19 protein-coding genes are annotated in these 18456 nt (G+C 66.8%); 11 read left to right on the top strand and 8 right to left on the bottom strand.

The window, feature by feature from the left end; translation table 11 throughout:
• Window positions 1-296 precede the first annotated feature (296 nt).
• The 4 genes from ACSQ76_RS05435 to ACSQ76_RS05420 are packed head-to-tail and all read right to left on the bottom strand — an operon-like array spanning window position 297 to window position 3646.
• Window positions 297-983, bottom strand: a complete 687-nt coding sequence (locus tag ACSQ76_RS05435) for an ABC transporter ATP-binding protein (protein ID WP_437155751.1) — start codon at window positions 981-983, stop codon at window positions 297-299.
• Complete coding sequence (locus ACSQ76_RS05430; RefSeq protein ID WP_437155750.1) at window positions 980-1729, bottom strand: ABC transporter ATP-binding protein; 750 nt, start codon at window positions 1727-1729, stop codon at window positions 980-982. The genes ACSQ76_RS05435 and ACSQ76_RS05430 overlap by 4 nt, the downstream gene beginning before the upstream one ends.
• Window positions 1722-2705, bottom strand: a complete 984-nt coding sequence (locus ACSQ76_RS05425) for a branched-chain amino acid ABC transporter permease (RefSeq protein WP_437158163.1) — start codon at window positions 2703-2705, stop codon at window positions 1722-1724. Before ACSQ76_RS05425 ends, ACSQ76_RS05430 begins: the two co-directional genes overlap by 8 nt.
• Before the next feature lie 20 nt (window positions 2706-2725).
• Window positions 2726-3646, bottom strand: coding sequence for a branched-chain amino acid ABC transporter permease (locus tag ACSQ76_RS05420; protein ID WP_306128040.1), 921 nt, complete (start codon window positions 3644-3646; stop codon window positions 2726-2728).
• Window positions 3647-3961: 315 nt separating this feature from the next.
• Between ACSQ76_RS05420 and ACSQ76_RS05415 the strand changes: the two genes are divergently transcribed.
• The 11 genes from ACSQ76_RS05415 to ACSQ76_RS05365 all read left to right on the top strand — a co-directional run bounded on the left by ACSQ76_RS05415 (window position 3962) and on the right by ACSQ76_RS05365 (window position 13492).
• Entirely contained in the window at window positions 3962-4264 is a 303-nt protein-coding gene (locus ACSQ76_RS05415; protein ID WP_306128041.1) for an STAS domain-containing protein, read from the top strand.
• The gene (locus ACSQ76_RS05410) at window positions 4261-4623 is read left to right on the top strand and encodes a response regulator (RefSeq protein WP_437155749.1); all 363 of its coding nucleotides are present in this window, start codon (window positions 4261-4263) and stop codon (window positions 4621-4623) included. The genes ACSQ76_RS05415 and ACSQ76_RS05410 overlap by 4 nt, the downstream gene beginning before the upstream one ends.
• A gap of 15 nt (window positions 4624-4638) precedes the next feature.
• Window positions 4639-6819 (top strand): chemotaxis protein CheA, encoded by a 2181-nt coding sequence (locus tag ACSQ76_RS05405; protein WP_437155748.1) that lies wholly within the window; start codon window positions 4639-4641, stop codon window positions 6817-6819.
• Complete coding sequence (locus tag ACSQ76_RS05400) at window positions 6812-7282, top strand: chemotaxis protein CheW (protein ID WP_437155747.1); 471 nt, start codon at window positions 6812-6814, stop codon at window positions 7280-7282. The genes ACSQ76_RS05405 and ACSQ76_RS05400 overlap by 8 nt, the downstream gene beginning before the upstream one ends.
• A complete protein-coding gene (locus ACSQ76_RS05395; RefSeq protein WP_437155746.1) occupies window positions 7279-8223 on the top strand; it encodes a CheR family methyltransferase in 945 nt (314 codons plus the stop codon). The genes ACSQ76_RS05400 and ACSQ76_RS05395 overlap by 4 nt, the downstream gene beginning before the upstream one ends.
• On the top strand, window positions 8220-8606 hold the full coding sequence (locus ACSQ76_RS05390; RefSeq protein WP_306128046.1) for a response regulator: 387 nt from the start codon (window positions 8220-8222) through the stop codon (window positions 8604-8606). The genes ACSQ76_RS05395 and ACSQ76_RS05390 overlap by 4 nt, the downstream gene beginning before the upstream one ends.
• A 34-nt stretch (window positions 8607-8640) precedes the next feature.
• On the top strand, window positions 8641-8991 hold the full coding sequence (locus tag ACSQ76_RS05385) for a hypothetical protein (RefSeq protein ID WP_306128047.1): 351 nt from the start codon (window positions 8641-8643) through the stop codon (window positions 8989-8991).
• Window positions 8992-9038: 47 nt separating this feature from the next.
• Window positions 9039-10256 (top strand): PAS domain-containing protein, encoded by a 1218-nt coding sequence (locus ACSQ76_RS05380; protein ID WP_437155745.1) that lies wholly within the window; start codon window positions 9039-9041, stop codon window positions 10254-10256.
• A gap of 76 nt (window positions 10257-10332) precedes the next feature.
• Entirely contained in the window at window positions 10333-10902 is a 570-nt protein-coding gene (locus ACSQ76_RS05375) for a PDC sensor domain-containing protein (protein WP_437155744.1), read from the top strand.
• A 25-nt stretch (window positions 10903-10927) separates the two neighbouring features.
• Window positions 10928-12850: a methyl-accepting chemotaxis protein gene (locus ACSQ76_RS05370; RefSeq protein ID WP_437155743.1), complete on the top strand. Its 1923-nt coding sequence runs from the start codon at window positions 10928-10930 to the stop codon at window positions 12848-12850.
• A 36-nt stretch (window positions 12851-12886) separates the two neighbouring features.
• Complete coding sequence (locus ACSQ76_RS05365) at window positions 12887-13492, top strand: chemotaxis protein CheD (protein ID WP_437155742.1); 606 nt, start codon at window positions 12887-12889, stop codon at window positions 13490-13492.
• 289 nt (window positions 13493-13781) lie between these two features.
• Here the strand turns inward: ACSQ76_RS05365 and ACSQ76_RS05360 are convergent, their stop codons facing one another.
• From ACSQ76_RS05360 to ACSQ76_RS05345, 4 genes are read right to left on the bottom strand one after another with little or no spacing between them, the layout of a single operon-like run.
• Window positions 13782-15224 (bottom strand): ABC transporter ATP-binding protein, encoded by a 1443-nt coding sequence (locus tag ACSQ76_RS05360; RefSeq protein ID WP_437155741.1) that lies wholly within the window; start codon window positions 15222-15224, stop codon window positions 13782-13784.
• A complete protein-coding gene (locus tag ACSQ76_RS05355; RefSeq protein WP_437155740.1) occupies window positions 15221-16033 on the bottom strand; it encodes an ABC transporter permease in 813 nt (270 codons plus the stop codon). Before ACSQ76_RS05355 ends, ACSQ76_RS05360 begins: the two co-directional genes overlap by 4 nt.
• A complete protein-coding gene (locus ACSQ76_RS05350; protein WP_437155739.1) occupies window positions 16030-16959 on the bottom strand; it encodes an ABC transporter permease in 930 nt (309 codons plus the stop codon). The genes ACSQ76_RS05355 and ACSQ76_RS05350 overlap by 4 nt, the downstream gene beginning before the upstream one ends.
• Entirely contained in the window at window positions 16956-18449 is a 1494-nt protein-coding gene (locus tag ACSQ76_RS05345; RefSeq protein WP_437155738.1) for an ABC transporter substrate-binding protein, read from the bottom strand. Before ACSQ76_RS05345 ends, ACSQ76_RS05350 begins: the two co-directional genes overlap by 4 nt.
• Window positions 18450-18456 lie beyond the last annotated feature (7 nt).

The following is an 18456-nucleotide window of genomic DNA, read 5'->3' as shown; positions in this document are numbered from 1 at the left end:
TGACACGCCATCAAGCAGAGCAGGCTGTCCTGCGGGTGGAGGCACACCCGAACCGATCGGACACCCTTTATACATCTATGGAAGTCGGGTCCGATCAACCTTCAAACGATCAACCCGATAAGGCGTCTTTAGCCGAGCTTGCAAAAGTACGGTTGGGCGTAGTCTCCAGTCACACCCGCGGGAAGGGGTTTCGCCCCGAACCCCGTCCCGGGCTTGACCCGGGACCTCACCCTGAACAAGCGGGCAGAGGCCGGGGCGCGTCAGCCTGTGGACAGGACCTGCAACCGCGCTGCCGCTCACACCCCGACATACCGCTCCGAAATATCCGGTGTCAGTTCCGCCATCGCGCCAGCCCAGACCGTCTTGCCCCGCTCCAGCAACACCGCGCGGTCCGCCACCTGCGCCAGTTCCCGCACCGACTTGTCGATGACCAGCAATGCCATCTCGGTCGCGTCCCGCAACTGTCCCAACGCCGCCCAGATTTCGGCCCGCATCAGCGGTGCCAGACCCTCCGTCGCCTCGTCGAGGATCATCAGCCTTGGGTTGGTCATGAGCGCGCGGCCAATCGCCAGCATCTGCTGCTCGCCCCCCGACAACGACGCCGCGACCTGCCCCGCCCGTTCGCCCAGCCGCGGGAACAGTTCCGCCACACGCGCCCGGTCCCAAGGGCCGGGCCGGGCCGCCGCCAACAGGTTCTCCGCAACCGTCAGGTCCCGGAAACACCGCCGCCCCTCGGGGACCAGCCCGATGCCCAGCCGGGCCGCCCGATGGCTCGGCAGAGCGTGCAAGTCCCGCCCGTCGAACCGCAATTCCCCGCGGCTCGGAATCATCCGGCAGATCGCCCGCACCGTCGTGGTCTTGCCCATCCCGTTGCGCCCCATCAGCGCCACGACCTCTCCCGCGCCAACCTCCAGGCCCACGCCAAAGAGCGCCTGGCTCACGCCGTACCTTGCCTCCAGCCCCTCGACCCGCAACAGGCTCATGCCTCCTCCCCCAGATAGGCCTCGCGCACCGCCCGGTCGGCCCGGATCTCGGCCACCGTTCCCGTGGCGATGATCCGGCCATAGACCAGCACGCTGATCCGGTCCGCGAGGGCAAAGACCGCATCCATGTCATGCTCCACCAGCAGGATCGGCGCCGTGCCGCGCAACTCGCTCAGGAACCCCGTCATCCGTTTCGAGCCTTCCGCCCCCAGCCCCGCCATCGGCTCGTCCATCACGAAGGCGCGGGGACCCAGCGTCAGCGCCACCGCCACTTCCAGTTGCCGCCGCTGCCCGTGAGACAGGTCCGCACAGCGCACCGCCGCCACGTCCCCCAGCCCAACCTGCGCCAGCGCCGCTTCCGCCCGGTCCCGCAATTCCGCATCGCGCAAGGCCGCCCCGAAGAACCGCCAGGGCCGTGTCGCCGCGCCCAGCGCACCCAACAGCGCGTTCTGCAACACCGTATCCTCCATCGCCAACTGCGAAACCTGGAAAGTCCGGCCCAGCCCGGCCCTGGCCCGCGCCGCCGCCTCCAGCCGGGTAACCTCCGCGCCCCCCAGCCACACCTGCCCCGCATCGGGGCGCATGAGCCCGCAGATCTGTTGGATCAAGGTCGACTTGCCTGCGCCGTTCGGCCCGATCACCGCGTGGATTTCCCCCGCCCTCAGGTCCAGCGACACGTCCTCGCTTGCCGTCAGCGCACCGAACCGCTTCGTGATCCCCCGTGTCTCCAGTACCGGCTCAGTCATGCGCCACCGACCTTCCCGCCAAGAGCCCGACGAGGCCGCCCCGCGCGAACAGCACGATCACCAGCAGGATCACCCCCAGCCAGATCAGCCAGAACTCCGTCAGCCCGCCTAGCCAGTGCTCCAGCACCACAAAGACCGCCGCGCCCACGACCGGGCCAAACAGCCGCCCTACACCACCCAGAATGACAAGGATGATGATCTCGCCCGAGAACTGCCAGCTGAACATCGTCGGGCTGACGAACCGGTTGAGATCGGCAAAAAGCGCCCCCGCCAGCCCCGTGATCGCGCCCGAAATCACGAAGGCCACCAGCTTCAGCCGCACCGGGTTCAACCCGACCGTCTCCACCCGCACCGGCACCTGCCGCGCGGCATTGAGCGCAAGGCCGAAAGGCGACCGCATCAGCCGCGCGTTCAGCCACAGCACCGCGCAGAGGATCGCGAAACACAACCCGAAAAATTGGATCGGCACCAAAGTGTTCAGCCCCGGAAATCCGTTGCGCACATAGATCGACAACCCGTCCTCGCCGCCATAGGCGCTCCACGAGATCGCGAAGTAGAAAAACATCTGGCCGAAGGCCAGCGTGATCATGATGAAATAGACCCCGCTCGTGCGCAGGCTCAGCACCCCGATCACCAGCGCCGCCAGCGCAGAGGCCACGACGGCCACCAGCCAGATCACCGGCATGGACTTCGTACCTTCGATCAGCATCGGCCACTCGGCGACAGCGGTGTAGGTCTGCGCATGATGCGCCAGGATGCCCATCGCATAGCCGCCAATACCAAAGAACACCGCATGGCCCAGGCTCACCAGCCCGCCCAGTCCCAACGCGATGTTCAGTCCCACCGCGGCCAGCGCCAGGATCGCCACGCGCGTGGCCAGCGTGATCGTGAACGGCTCGTCGACCGCCAGCGCCCACAGCGGCACCGCGACCAGCCCCGCCAGAACCGCGAGGTTGATCCAGGCCTCCCGGCTCATGCCCCCGATCATGCCCCCAATCATGCCCGTGCTCCGAACAGGCCCGTGGGCCGCCAGACCAGCACCACGCTCATCAGGATGTAGATCGCCATCGACGCCAACGACGCCCCCACCTGTGTACCCGCCGCCGGCTCCATGAACAGCTTGAAGAACTCGGGCAGGAAGATCCCCCCCAGCGTGTCCGTCAGCCCCACCAGGATCGCACCCACGAAAGCGCCCTTGATCGAGCCTATCCCGCCGATCACGATCACCACGAAGGCAAGGATCAGCACCGGCTCGCCCATCCCCACCTGCACCGACTGGATCGCGCCCACCAGCGCACCCGCCAGCCCCGCCAGCGCCGCGCCCAGTGCAAAGACCAGCGTGTACAGCTTCGAGATATCCACGCCCAACGCCGCGATCATTTCGCGGTCGTTCTCGCCCGCGCGGATCCGGATGCCCACCCGCGTCCGCTCGATCAGCAACCACAGGCCCACGGCGACCGCCAGCCCCACCCCGATCAGCGCCAGCCGGTACAGCGGATACTGGATCCCGCCGGGTAGTGTCACCGGCCCCGACAGCGCGTCGGGAATGTCCAGGTACAGCGGGAAAGAGCCAAAGAGGTACCGTGTGCCCTCGGAAAAGATCAGGATCAGCGCGAAAGTGGCCAGCACCTGGTCCAGGTGATCGGTCGCGTATAACCGCCGGATCACCGCCACCTCCACAACCGCGCCGACCGCCGCCGCCACGGCCAGCGCCGCGCCCAGCGCCAGCAGGAAACTCCCCGTCGCCGCCGCCACCGCCGCCGCGGCAAAGGCGCCGACCATGTACAGCGACCCGTGCGCGAGGTTGATGAGCCCCATCACCCCGAAGATCAGCGTCAGACCCGCGGCCATCAGGAACAGCATGACGCCGAACTGAAGCCCGTTCAGAACCTGTTCGATGATCAGAATGCTCGACATCCGCGCCGCTTTCCCCTGCCGCTATCCGCTCCCCGATGGCGCGGGGTTAAACCACGCCCGGCGCCCAAGGCCAAGCCCTGGCGGCACGTCTCGAAGCCGGTGCGCTCCGCTGACGCTCCCCCCGCCCCCAACGCCCGTGAACGGCCCGGCCGAAGGGGCGGCCATCCGCAGCGCACCGAGTCGCACCCCCACGGCTGCCCGGCTCAGAACCCCGTCGATTCTTCATTGAGGTCAGGGACTTGGCATTTAACCCGATTTTAAGCCCACGGCTCTAGCCTGCCACGAACCAGGCATGTGCAGTGTGAAGGGCCCCGCATGACAGAGACAGCCAATTCCGTCGACGATGCGTCGCTCGACCTCCCCGAACGATTGGATTTCGCCGCCTGCGAAACCTTGGCGGCAAGTTTTGCTGCCCGGCGCGGGGCCGCCCTGCACCTGCGGGCCGGCAAGGTCGGCTTCCTCGGGGCCCTCGCGGCCGAGATTCTTCTGCGCGCCCGTCTGGAATGGCAGGCCGACGGCACCGCCTTCGACCTGGCCGATCCGTCTCCCGATTTTCTCAGGGGGCTTGCCCTGCTCGGCATCCCCCGACACGCCCTGCTTCAAGAGGATTCCGCATGACCCGCATTCTGGCCGTCGACGATTCAAGAACCATGCGCAGCATGCTGCAACAGGCGCTGACCGGCGCCGGGTTCGAGGTCGAGCTTGCCGAGGACGGGGTCGACGGGCTCGAACGCCTGGAAACCGCCGATCCCGACCTGATCATCACCGATATCAACATGCCGCGGCTCGACGGGTTCGGCTTCATCGACGGGGTGCGCAAGGGCGACAGGATCTCGTCCGTTCCGATCCTCGTGCTGACCACCGAAAGCGGTGACGCGCTCAAGCAGCGGGCGCGCGATGCCGGGGCCACCGGCTGGATCGTCAAGCCCTTCGACGAAGAGAAGCTCGTCCAGATCATCCAGCGTCTCGTGGTCTGAGGGAGGACGCCGCACATGAACGATCTCAACCAGATGTTCTTCCAGGAATGCGACGACCTGCTGGAACAACTTTCCTCCGGCCTGAACGATCTCGAGGCCGGCACCGGTGACGCGGAAACCGTCAACAGCATGTTCCGCGCCGTGCACTCGATGAAGGGCGGCGCCGGCGCCTTCGGCCTCGATCAGATGGTCTCCTTCGCCCACGCCTTCGAGAACGTGCTCGACGATATCCGCAGCAACCGTCTCGTGGTGAGCGCCGATGTCGTGAACCTCCTCCTCACGGCCAGCGACCACCTCGCCGACCTTGTCGAGGCCGCCAGTCAGGCCGCCGAACTTCCGCCAGACCAGGGCGCCTCGATCCTCAGCGATCTCAAGCACGTCAGCAACGCCGCCAACGGCACCTCCGGCGATGCGGGGCAGGCTGTTGCAGAGGCCGAAGAGCCCGCTTTCCAACCGACCTTCCTCGCACTCGACGGCGACCTGCCCGCGCTCGACGAGATGGGCGCGCCCGAGGGTAACGGCACTGTCGAGATCCGATTCAGAGCCTCGCCCCAGCTTTTCGCCAACGGCCATGACCCCGCGATCCTGTTCCGCAGCCTCGAAGCTCTCGGCACGCTCGAGGTCGCGGCCGATCTCTCCGCGCTCGCACCCCTGCGTGACGGCCCATGGTCCGACCCCGCGCTCAGCTGGACGCTGACCTTCACCGCCGACGATTCCGTCGACGAGGCCGCCATCCGCGAAGTCTTCGAATTCGTCGAAGGCCTGTGCGAGCTCGAGATTTCCGCCACCGCGACCGGCCCGGGCGGCCTGCCGCCTCTGCCCGCGCCTTCGGATATGGCGCCGCTCTCGGACGCCACCTCCGACGATACGATCGCGGCGCCACCCGGCGACAATCTGTCCACGCCCGAACACCCCGCCGCCGCGGTGCCGGCGTCCGGTGCTCCCGCCCCCGCGTCCCGGCCCGCAAGTTCGCGCACCAGCACGATCCGCGTCGATCTCGACCGTGTCGACCGCCTGATCAACCTCGTGGGCGAGCTTGTCATCGCCGAGGCGATGCTGCGCCAGTCGATGGACGAGATGCCCAGCTCCGCCAACAGCGGCGTGGACGAGGCCATGAGCCAGCTCAAGACGCTGTCGGGCGCGATCCAGGAAAGCGTCATGGCGATCCGCGCGCAACCCGTGCGCAGCCTCTTCCAGCGCATGTCGCGAATCGTCCGCGAGACCGCCCGAGAGGCCGGGAAATCCGCCCGTCTGGTCACGCTGGGCGACGCCACCGAGGTGGACAAGACCGTCACCGAACGGCTGGTCGAGCCGCTCACCCACATGATCCGCAACGCCATCGACCACGGGCTCGAAATACCCGAGGCGCGGCGCAGCGCCGGCAAGGACGAGCGCGGCACGGTTACGCTCGAGGCCAGCCACCGCTCTGGTCGCGTCGTCATTCTGATCAAGGATGACGGGGCCGGCATCAACCGCGAGAAAGTGCGCCAGATCGCGATCGAGAAGGGCCTGATCCGGCCCGAGGATGATCTCAGCGACAGCGATATCGACAACCTGCTTTTCCGCCCCGGATTTTCCACCGCGGGCGAAATATCCAACCTGTCGGGCCGCGGCGTCGGCATGGATGTGGTCCGCAACGAGATCCAGTCGCTGGGCGGGCGCGTCAGCCTGCAATCGGTGCCCGGCCGCGGCACCTCCGTCACGGTCTCCCTGCCGCTCACCCTCGCCGTGCTCGAGGGCATGGTGGTCAAGGTCGCCGACCAGTCGCTGATCGTGCCCACCCTGCCTCTGCGCGAAATGCTGCAACCGGGCCAGGCCAAGGTGCACACGCTCTGTGACGGCGACAACGTGCTGGCGCTCGACGGCGAGATGGTCCCGATCAAGGATCTTGGCGCCGCGCTCGGCTTCCGCTCCACACCGATGTGCCTGGGCAAGCAGTCCCTGCTTCTGATCGAGGGTGATTCCGGCCACCGCTACGCCCTCGCCGTCGACGGCATCGCCGAGCAGCGCGAGGTCGTGATCAAGGGGCTGGAACAGAACTACCAGAAAATCCCGGGCATCGCCGCGGCCACGATCCTCGGAGACGGGAAAATCGCGCTCATTGTCGACACCGACCAGATGATCGCCCCCCCTGGCCAGGGCGGATGGGTCGACCGCGCCTGGCCAGACACCACAGGAGACGTTCATCATGCATGATACCCAGACCGAATCCCGCACCGTCAACCGGGTGGAGATCGTCTGCTTCACCGTCGAGGATCAGGACTTCAGCATCGAGATTTCCCACGTTCTCGAAATCCGCGGCTGGACAAGCACGACAACGCTGCCCCACGCTCCCGATTTCGTCGTCGGAATGATGAACCTGCGTGGCATCGTCCTGCCCGTGGTCGACCTGTCCCTGCGGCTGGGCTTCGGCAAGACCGAACCGGGCAAGCGCCATGTCATCATCATCGCCCAGATCGACGACAAGATCGTCGGCTTTCTGGTTGACGCCGTCTCCGACATCATCACCGTCGACGAGTCCGAGATGCAGGCGACCCCCGATGTCTCCTCCTCGCGGACCCAGGCGTTCATCCGCGGCGTCCATTCGCTCGACGACAAGCTCGTGCGCGCGATCGACGTTCGCGAGGTGCTGCCGCAAGAGGCCCCGTTGAGCGCATGAATGACCAACCGCAATCCGCGGCCCCGCCCCTGATCAGCCCCGACGACTTCGCCATGGTCGCCGACCTTCTCAAGCGTATGACCGGCATCCATATCGGCGGCAACAAGCGGGCGATGGTGTCCGGACGCTTGGCCAAGCGGCTCAAGGCGCTGGGGATCGGCTCGGTCGATGCCTATTGCACCTGGCTGCAACAGCCCGGCAATGCCACCGAGCAGGATGCGTTCATTTCCGCGCTGACCACCAACATGACCCGGTTCAACCGCGAGGATCACCATTTCACGCACCTCGCCGATCGCATCCTGCCCAATCTAGCCGCCGCCGCCCGCGCGGGCCGCCGCGTGCGGCTCTGGTCCGCCGCCTGCTCGACCGGCGAAGAAGCCTACGACCTGGCCTTTCGCACGCTTGATGCCTGCCCCGAGGCCGCGCGGCTCGACCTGCGCATCCTGGCCACCGACATCGACAAGGCAGCGCTCGAGATCGCCCGCGCCGGCGCCTACCCGGCCTCCAGCCTCACGGATCTGCCCGCCGGCTACGCCGAGCGGCATCTGGACCGCGGCGCAGGGCGAAACGGCATGGTGCGCGTGGCACAGGCGCCGCGCGACCTGATCACGTTCCGCTGCCTGAACCTCAATGGCGAATGGCCGTTCCACGGCAGCTTCGACGTCATCATGTGCCGCAACGTGACGATCTATTTCGACGACGACACGCAGGCCCGGCTGTGGCAGCGCCTCGCGGACCGGATCGCACCGGGCGGGGCGCTCTATGTCGGCCATTCCGAACTCCTGCCCGAACCCATCGCCCGGCGGTTCACCCAGCAGGAGCGTGGCGCCTTCTGCCTGCCCCGGGACGTTTCGCCCGATCCAGCGCACAGGCGCGCTGACGTCCGCCCCCTGAAAACCACCGGCGCCCGGCGTCCAGACAGCAACGGAGCCCTCGGATGAGCCTGAAAGAGAAACTGCATATCCTTGTCGTCGACGACATGTCCACCAGCCGCGGTCTTCTGACCCAGGCGCTCGACGAACTGGGGATCAAGAATTACCGCACCGAGGCTGACGGCCACACCGCCTGGAGCAGCCTTGCTTCCAAGCCCGTGCATCTCGTGATCTCCGATTTCAACATGCCCCGCATGGACGGCCTGCAACTGCTCGAGGCGATCCGCTCGCACCGGGCCATCGCCCGGACCGGGTTCATCCTGGTGACCGGCCGCGCCGACAGGGACATCATCGAGCGGGGCACCCGGCTGGGCATGAACAACTACCTCAAGAAGCCGTTCCAGACCGCGCAACTCAAGGCCTGCATCGAAAAGGTCGTCGGCCGCCTCTGAGCCGCCGCCCCCCGTCAACCATCAGGAGCATTCCGTGACGCCTCGCCCCATCTCCCGCATTCTCGCCATTCTGGCCGAGGAAACCGACGATCTCGCGGGCATCGCGCAGCGTCTGGACACCCTGATTCCCGAACTGGTCATGCACCTGCCCGAGCATGCCACGGCGGATCTGCGCGACCTTCAGCGGGTCGATGCGCTCTGGCAGCATCTGCGCGACATCTCACGCGTGCTCGACACCGTGTCGGCCTCGGTCGAAACCGGCGCGCGGCTCGATCCCTCCGCGCTGCTCGACCAGGTTCGCCTCGATTATTTCCGGCACCGATTGCTGGATGACCCCGTGAAGCCCGATCTGGGGCGCGGCGACGGCCAGCCGATCCTGTTCTGACACCTCTGCGGCGCGCGGTGCGGCCGCCTCTGAAAGGACCTTTCGCGATGCAACAAACGGCAACCGCTACCGACCACCCCACACCGCCCGGGGCCGAGGTCGACTATCCGCCTGAACAGCTTCTTGCCTCGGCAACCGATCCCCGCGGTGTGATCGGCTATGCCAACCAGGAATTCTGCCGGGTCGCGGGCATGCCGAAGGAGGATCTCGTCGGTGCGCCGCACAAGGTCGTGCGCCATCCCGACATGCCCCGCGGCCTTTTCCACCTGATGTGGGCCAGGCTTCATGCCAAGCTTCCGGTCTGCACATATGTCAAGAATTCCACCGCCGATGGCGGCTTCTACTGGGTCTTCGCGACCGTCACGCCGACGCGCGACGGGTACCTTTCGGTCCGGATCAAGCCGCGCTCGGACTTCTTCGATCTGACACGCGACATCTACACCGCCATGCTCGCAGAAGAGGCCGGCGGCCTGCCCCCGGACAAAAGCGCCGATTGGATGCTGGGGCGGCTCGCCGAGCAGGGGTACCCCGATTTCGACGCCTACAGCCTTGCCGCGCTCGACGCCGAGTTCAACAGGCGCGAGGATATCGACCAGGCCGCGGAATCCGACCTGAGGAAGATCGCCCAGCTGACAGAGCTGATGAACGAGTCCGATCTACTGGTCCAGAGGATCATCGAGATATTTCAGCAGGTGCGCGGCGAGCCGATCAACCTGCGCATCCTCAGCAGCCGGTTGGAGGGCGCGGGGGTTGCGATCGGCACCATCTCCAAGAACTACGAGACGATGTCGTCGGACATGTACCAGATGATCGAGCGTCTGCGCTGCGACGAGACGGGCCTCTTGGTGCGCATGCGCGGCGCCCTTGTCCGCGCCCAAAGCCTGTCTCAGATCGCCGGACTGATGGACCTGACCGCCCGCCAGTCGGCCGTGAAATACGACGCGGCAAACCGCAATCTCGGCGGGCGCGAGATCCTGCATGCCCAATCCGCGTCACTCACCGAGATCAGCCGCGCCGCCGTTTCCGAGGTTGCCAGCCTGGGCAAGCTTGTCCCGGATGTCTGCCGCCAGCTGCGCCGCCGGATCAACGGCCTCGACCTCGTCAAGCTGCTCTGCCGTGTCGAAAGCGGCCGGATGAGCGACGTGGACACCGGCCTTGTCGGCATCATCCAACGTCTCGAGGAGGCCCATCAACAGACCGACCGACACCTTGCCGCGCTCTCCGCCACCGCGTTCCAGATCGACGCCACGTCCAATGCGCTCTGATCTGACGGGGTTCAGAGGATCTTAAATCTTATCGCCGATCATGCCGGCTGACCTTGACCAACCTTCGGAGGGACCCATGAAGAAGACGCTTACAACCCTTGCCGCGACGATTCTCGTCGCCACCGGCGCCCAGGCGGCCGGCGAATATGACGGCGCACTGACCGATCTTGCCAACAGCACCATTGCCGCCTGGGTCGCAGATCCGGTCGTCCTCGGCGCCGTCCGCGCCCAGAACGTCTCGACCGCCAGCCTGACCGAGCACGAGATCATTGCGCTCGACGCCACCTGGCGGCAACAGACCGTCTCGGGCGGTGATCTGGTCGACACCGTGCTGTCGAACACGCTGTCGGCCCACCTCAAGGATATCCACATGCAGGGCGCCGGGCGCTATACCGAGATTTTCGTCACCGACATCCGCGGGCTCAATGTCGGACAGAGCGGCATCACCTCCGACTACTGGCAGGGGGACGAGGCCAAGTGGCAGGTCCCGCACGAGACGTCGGGCATCCATATCGGCGATATCGAATTCGACGAATCCACCCAGTCCTACCAAAGCCAGGTCAGCGTTCCGATCATGGATGACGGCAGTTTCGTCGGCGTGATCACCGTCGGCGTCAACGTCGAAATGCTTGCCTCCGCAAACTGACAATTCCACCCTAGGGGAGTCCGTGATGACCACGACCGCACCAACCACCGACACCGGTACCGGCCGGATTACCGCCGCCCTGTCGGCGCTCAGCATCCGTTCGAAGCTTGCGGTTGCCGTCGCCCTGGGCTTCCTTCTCACCTTCAGCGTCTGTTTCGCACTGCTCAGCGTCAACCTCAGATCCATGAGCCAGGCAAAACAGGTCGAACACCAGGCCGACTTCGCCGAAATGCTCTCGAGCCAGATGCGCGGACCGATGCAGTTCAAGGACGGAAACCGACTGACCGAAATCTACCAGCCTGCCACCGAAAAGGATCCGTCGCTGGTCGCCGTCGATATCCTGCACGTTTCGGGCGAGCACCTGTCGGCCTACAACGCGCGCGCCACCCCGCAGGCGCAATTGCCCCATGTCTTGCAGGACGCGATCGACACCAAGCGTTTGGCCCAGGTTCAAAATGGCCATATCGACATCTTCGCCGTACCGATCCTGGCCAAGGACGGCGAGACGGTTCTGGGCGCAGCCGGTTTTGCCTGGGACAACGGCATTTTCCTCGCCGCCCAGCAGATGCAGATCCTGCGCGTGCTGGGCATCAGCTCTGTCGTGGCCATCGGCGGACTGGTTGCGATCGTTCTTGCGATCTCGCATCTGGTGACCGGGCCGATCAAGGCGCTCAGCCGCGCCATGCAGGCCGTCTCCGACCATGATTACACGACCGCCATACCGGGCGCCCGGCGCGGCGACGAGATCGGCACTATGGCGCAGGGCCTGGAAGGGTTCCGCGACACGCTGCTGCGCGACCAGACCGAGGCCCGTGAGCGGCAGAAGCTGACGGCGATGCGGCAAAACCTGCTGCACCAGCTTGGCGAGCGCATGTCGCGTCTTTCTGCCGGTCAGACCGATTGCATGATCCAGACGGCAGAGTTCGAGGGGCTCGATTCCGACCACATCGAGATCTGCGACAATTTCAACGACGTCGTCTCGAACCTGCGCAGCATGCTGTCGACCATCGTCTCCACCGCCGACAGCGTGCGAACCAGCTCTCAGGAAATCTCCGAGGTGGCCGAGGAACAGTCCAAGCGCTCCGAGGCGCAGGCCGCAACACTCGAGGAATCCGCCGCCGCCATCGAGGAACTCAATACCAGCGTGCAGACGACCGCCACCCTGGCGATGGACGCCAACGAGCGGATCGCCGACAACAAGACGCGCGCCGCCACCGGCGGCGCGGTCGTCGACCGCACGGTCAAGGCCATGCGCGATATCGAGGAATCTTCCCAACAGATCACCGCGATCATCGGCGTGATCGACGACATCGCGTTCCAGACCAACCTTCTGGCCCTGAACGCCGGCGTCGAGGCCGCGCGCGCCGGGGATTCCGGCCGCGGCTTTGCCGTGGTCGCCTCCGAAGTGCGCGCCCTTGCGCAACGGGCCTCGGATTCCGCAAACGAAATCAAGGAACTCATCATGCGCTCAAGCGAGCATGTCACCGAAGGCAGCGAACTTGCCAACCAGGCCGGCGCGGCGCTCAGCGACATCATCGACGGCGTCAACCACGTCTCCGACCTGGTGTCGCGCATCGCCAGCGGCTCCAGCGAACAGGCGACCAATCTCGCCGAGATCAAGGACAGCGTCACCGAACTCGACAAGGTGACCCAGCAGAACGCCGCCGTGATCGAGGAATCCTCGGCCGCCAGCCGCAGTCTCAGCCACGAGGCGCAACGCATGTCCGACATCCTGCGCCAGTTCAACCTTGACGAGTTGCGCGACACGTCCACCGACAGCGCCGGACCGGATGACACGGCACCAAGCAAGACCGGCTGGGAAGATGAACTCGCCCGGACCGATCCGCACGCGGCCGCCCCGGCCCGGCCGGACATACCGGCCAAGGCACCCGCGCCCGCCGTCAGTGCCGTCGCGGTGAACGGCGCGGAAGACTGGCATGAATTCTGATCGAACCTCCGTCCCACCGCGGCGCCAGGAGGCAGAATGACACGTCCCGGCAGCCGCGGCGGAGCGCAGCCGGCCCGGGCCGGCCTGCGCGGTCAGGCCCCCGGCCCCGTCGAAGGAGCCGTCTTCATTCCGCTGTTTCAGGGCGAAACTCGGATCTCGTCCCGGCGCGACGAGGTCATGACCACGATTCTCGGCTCGTGTATCGCCACCTGCATGTGGGACGCGGTGACCGGTGTGGGCGGCATGAACCACTTCCTGTTGCCAGGCGGGAACAGCGATCGCGGCGACAACATGCGCTATGGCGTGAATGCCATGGAACTGCTGATCAACGGCCTCCTGAAAAAGGGCGCGGACCGCCGTCGCCTCGAGGTCAAGCTTTTCGGCGGCGCCAAGATGTTCGACGGCGGCTCCGAGATCGGGGCCAAGAATGCCAGCTTCGCCAAATGGTACATGGAAAACGAAGGCTTCAGCGTGACGGGCAGTTGCCTCGGCGGCACGAGGGGCCGCAAGATCAGGTTCTGGCCCGTCTCGGGTCGGGTCCAGCAATGCTTCATGTCGAGCATGACGGATCCCGCCCTGCCCGTTCCCGCGCGACCGCAGCGGGACGACACCGCGTCGCAGGGTGATATCCAACTTTTCTGATTATCGGCCCGAATTCGCAATCGTGCCTGGAGGATCAGCAATATGGCGCTCCACCGGTTTCCGCAGTCTGACTTGTTCCTCACGCGCGGACGGGCCAAAGCCGCGGATCCGGGAAACCACAGACAGTCTTGAGCCCGTTTCGCCGGGGCGCACTCCACGGGCAGAAAACTATGGTTCGCCTCGAGACCCCAGCGAGTGACGGCGCAGTGCCTCGACAGGGAGGCCTGACAAGGTGGTACCGAAGCCAGTCGGCATGACATGCGCGTATAGTTCGCGCGTGTCTTGCGGGTCAACGCAATGCCCCTGCAACGATCGGGCCGTTCATTTCCGTGTGCGATCCCTGCGCGCCCAGCGACAGGACGTGGTCCGCCGTCGCCCCGACCAGCGCCGCTTCGTGGCTGACCAGCATCAGGCCGCATCCTTCACGCTCGACGGTTTCGGTGAGAAGGCCGATCACTTGTCTCTGCGTGATCGGATCGAGGCGCGAGGTCGGCTCGTCGGCAAAGATGAACCTGGGCCGGACAAGCAGAAGGCGCAGCAGCGCGAGGCGCTGAAGCTCACCGCCGGAGACGGCGCCGGGCCTGCGGTTCAGCAATACCGTCGCAAGGCCGAGGCGCGGCATCAGAGCTTTGATCCGATCTTGCGTCTGACCGTGACGGCGGGCCACATCGGCCAGCGTGCGCCCCAGCGTCCGGTGCCGCGGAAAGGCCGCGACCGGATCCTGGTAGAGCTTCTGAAAGGTGGTCGGCGAAAGGCCCGGGGCCCGTTCCACCCGCCCTGCGACAGGCCGCACAAGACCCAGAACGACATCGCCCAGCGTGGACTTCCCACAACCCGAGGGCCCAGTGACCCCAAGAATGCGCCCTTCGCAGAGATCAAAGGAAATCTCCGAGAATAGCCGGTTGCCGCGGCGCTCCGCCGCAAGGCCGGTGGCGGTCAGCACGGCGGCGCCGGCGGGCGGCTTGCGCCGGGCGGTCCAGGTCTCGGGATCTGCGGCGATCAATTCGCGGCTGTAATCCTTGGCAGGGGCGGCCATGACGGACCGCGTCACGCCGGCCTCCACCACCTTCCCGTCGCGCAGGATGACGATCCGCCCGCCGATTCGCCGCGCCAGTGCCAGATCGTGGGTGATGACCAACAGCCCCCCGCCCTGCGCCAGTTCCGCCAGCAGCAGGTCGGCCACCTCGTCGCGGCGCGCGGCGTCCAGCCCCTTGGTCGGCTCGTCGGCGATGACGATGCGCGCACCGCCCGCCCGCGCCGCCGCGATGGCCACGCGCTGCGCCATGCCGCCCGACAGCTCGTGAGGATACTGGTCCGCGGCGCCATCCAGGCCAAGCCGCGCAAGATCCTTTTGCGCCTGCGCGCGCGCCTCGGCGGCGCCCAGCCCGCGCACCAGCCGGTGCGCCTCGCTCACCTGCGCCCGGGCCCGCATCAAAGGGTCGAGCGACAGCCACGGCTCCTGCGGCAGGACCGCGATCTCGCGCCCCCAGAGCGGGCGGAATCCCGCGGGCCGCGCGGCGTCAAGCAAACGGTCACCCAGAACCACGCGCCCTTTCGGCGAGAGATCCTTGGGCAAGGTGCCCATGATGGCCTGTGCCAGCAGGCTCTTGCCCGATCCCGTCTCGCCCAGCACGACCAGCGGCTCGCCGGGGTCGAGATGCAGGGACACCGGGTGCAGGATCGGGGTGTCGCCTTCGGAGACGGTGATGTTCTCGGCACGCAACAGGGTCATGTCTCACGGCTCCCGGCCAATAGTGTCAGTCCAAGCAGCAGCACGAAGGTCGCCACCACCGGCGACAAGAGCGCCAGCGGCGCCTCGCGCCAATAGGGAAGAAGTTCGACCATCATCAGGCCCAGTTCCGGCGTCGGGGCGCGCATCCCCACATGCACGAAGCCCAGCGCCGCGATGGCCATGATCGCCGTTGCCGTCCCAAAGGCGGCGGCGGTCAGCATCATCGGCGCGATTTCGGGCCAGATATGCGTGCGGAAGACATAGACCGGGCCGAAGCCCAGCAGGCGCGACGCCTCGACGGCGGGCGAGGCCAGCGTGTCGCGCGTGGCCGCCCGCGTCAGGCGGAAGAACTCGACCCACAAAACCAGCGACAGCCCGGCCCAGAACCCCAGCGCCGTGCCCGGCACGATCGCCAGCACGATCAGCACCAGCAGCAGCCCCGGCAAGGCCAGAAGCGCATCGGCCAGCATTGTCAGGATCCGGTCCATCCAGCCGCCCCGTGCCGCCGCCAGCGTGCCCAGCACCAGCCCCGCGCCCCCTGCGGTCAGCACCGCGGCGATGGCGATGACGGGCGACAGGCGCAGGGCATGGGCCAGCCGGTGAAAGATCGACCGGCCAAGGTGGTCATAGCCCAGCGGCGCGGTCGCGTCGGGCGCGCCCAGCGCCTGCATCAGCGACTGCGCATAAGGGTCGCCCGGCACGATCATCGGGCCGATCAGGGCAAAGGCGAGCACCGTCGCCACCAGTGTCGCGCCGGCAAGGCGCACGGCCTGTCCCGCGGGACGCGGGATCGCAACAGCATCGGTCATGCGGCCCTCCTTGGATCGATCCGTTGCGTGACAAGGTCGATGACCGCATTGATGACGACAAAACTGAGGCCCAGAACCAACGCCGTGCCCTGCACCATCGGCACGTCCCGCGAAAAGATCGCGTGCACCAGGGCGTGGCCGATCCCGGGCCAGCCGAACACCGCCTCGACCACCACGACGCCCTCGACCAGGGTCACGAATTGCAGGCCGAGATAGGTCAGCAGCGGCACCGACACGTTGCGCAGCCCATGGCGCATCAGGGTCTGTTGCCGGCTGAGGCCTTTCCACCGGGCGAAGGCGTAATAGGGCATGGCACCCACCCTTGCCATCGCGTCCCGTGCGATGCGCGCGTTCACGGCGGCAAGGCCCAGCGCCAGCGCCAGCGCGGGCAGGATGAAGTGGCGTGCCTCGCCGTGGCCCGCTGCGGGCAGCAGTTTCAGCTGGACCGACAGGACCAGGATCAGGATCAGCGCCATCAGGAATTGCGGCACCGCCTTCAGCCCCGTCGAGACGATCAGCAGGGCGCGGTCCAGCACGCCGCCCGGGCGCAGGCCCGCCAGTATGCCCAGCGGCGGGCCGATCAGAAGCGACAGCAAAACCGCCACCGCCGCCAGCGCGAGGCTGGCCCCCAACTGGTGGCCGATTTCGGCGATGACGGGATTGCCGGTCACCAGCGAGGTGCCGAAATCCAGCCGCGCGAGGTCGCCCAGCCAGCTCAGGAAGGCGGGCAGCGCAGGGCCGCCCAGCCCCAGTTCTTCGCGCACCGCGTCGGCGGCGGCGGTGTTGACGTTGTCGTAGCCATAGCGCCCGGCGGCAATGCGATAGGCCGCATCCCCCGGCAGGCTGCGCATCATGGCGAACGTGGCGGCCCCGATCAGGACCGCGACCATCACCGCCTGGATGCCGCGTGTGAACAGTGTCTTCATTGTGCCAGCTTCAGGTCCTGCAGCCCAAAAGTCCGCTCCCACGGGTCGATGACGGTGCCCTCGACACCCTCTGCGACCGCAAGCGTCTGGCGGTACCATGCGATCGGAATGATGGGCAGCTCGGCCTGCAGGATCTCGGCGATCCGTGCACGCGCATCCGCGCCACCGTCACCGCGCCCGACACTGCGGGCCAGCTCCGCGATCTCGTCGTTCTGCCATCCCATGGCGCCCCAGTCGCCGGTCGGCGCGTAATCCGACAGCACCGTGCCCACAGGGTTGGGGATCAGGCCGAAGTTCCGCGCGATCAGCCCAAGGTCGAGCGAGCCGTCGGCGTGACCCGAACTGATTTCGCTGGAATTGGTGGTGTTGATGCTCAGCTCCACCCCGATGGCCCGGAACTGCTGTTCCAGAACCGAGGCGACCAGCGGCAGTTCGGGCCGGTCGGGATAGGTGGTGAGCGTCAGCGCAAACCGTTCGCCGTCACGCGTCAGGATGCCGTCGCCGCCCGCTTCCCATCCCAGGTCGGCCAGCAGCGCCTTGGCCGCTTCGGGATCATGGGCCAGCGGGTCGAGCGTCTCGTCATGCCATTCTCCCACCGCAGGCGGGAACAACTGCGTGGCGCCTTCGGGGTAGCGCAGAACGGCCTTCGCGATGCCCTCGCGATCGATGGCCAGTGACAGGGCCTGCCGGGTCTCGGGCTCGGTCAGGAAAGGATGCCCGGCGTTGACCTTTAACAGCAAGGTGCGCGGGATGGCGACGGAATGGACGGTCGCCGCCTCGGTCGCATCCAGCCGCGCGACCGAGGCCGGGTCCAGCCCGAAAACGAAATCGGCCTCGCCGGACTCGGCCATCAGCGCGCGGGTTTCGACCCGGCTGACAGCGGCATAGCTGACATTGGGCACGTTGGGCGCTGGCCCCCAATAGTCGGCAAAGGTCTCGGCCTTCAGGCTGAGCGGCGGGGCAAGTTCGGTCACCTTGTAGGGGCCGGTGCCGATGATCTCGACACCCGCGCCATCCGGGCCGTAGGCGCCGGGCGCCAGGATCTGCGCGCTGTAATGCGCAAGGTAGGCCGGAAGCGCTGCAAAGGGCTCCGACAACGTGAACATCACGACACCGTCGCCTGCTTGGATCGCCTCGACCGGCGCATCCGATAGCGGGCCGGGCTTGCCCTGTGCGATGGTCAGCGCGTTGGCCGCGGCCTCCGGCGTCATCTCGGTACCGTCGTGGAACATCACGCCCTCCCGCAGAGCGAAGGTCCAGGTCAGCCCGTCGTCGGATGTGCTCCAGTCGGTGGCTAGCCCGGGCGTGAACTGACCCTCTGGGTCGGCATTTGTCAGCGTCTCGGTGACACCCATGCGGGTGAAGATATAGCCCGAGGTCGAGGGTTCCGGCGACTGGATCTCGAATTGGGCGACGACATCGAGCGTGTCGTCGGCCTGCGCGAGTGACGTCGCGGCGAGCAGTGCCGCGAAGATCAGGGTGCGTTTCATGGTCTTC

It is taken from the genome of Roseovarius sp. B08 (assembly GCF_051417955.1).
Taxonomy (GTDB): Bacteria; Pseudomonadota; Alphaproteobacteria; order Rhodobacterales; family Rhodobacteraceae; genus Roseovarius.
The sequence above is the reverse complement of the archived record's forward strand: the minus strand, read 5'-3'. Positions and strand labels throughout refer to the sequence as shown.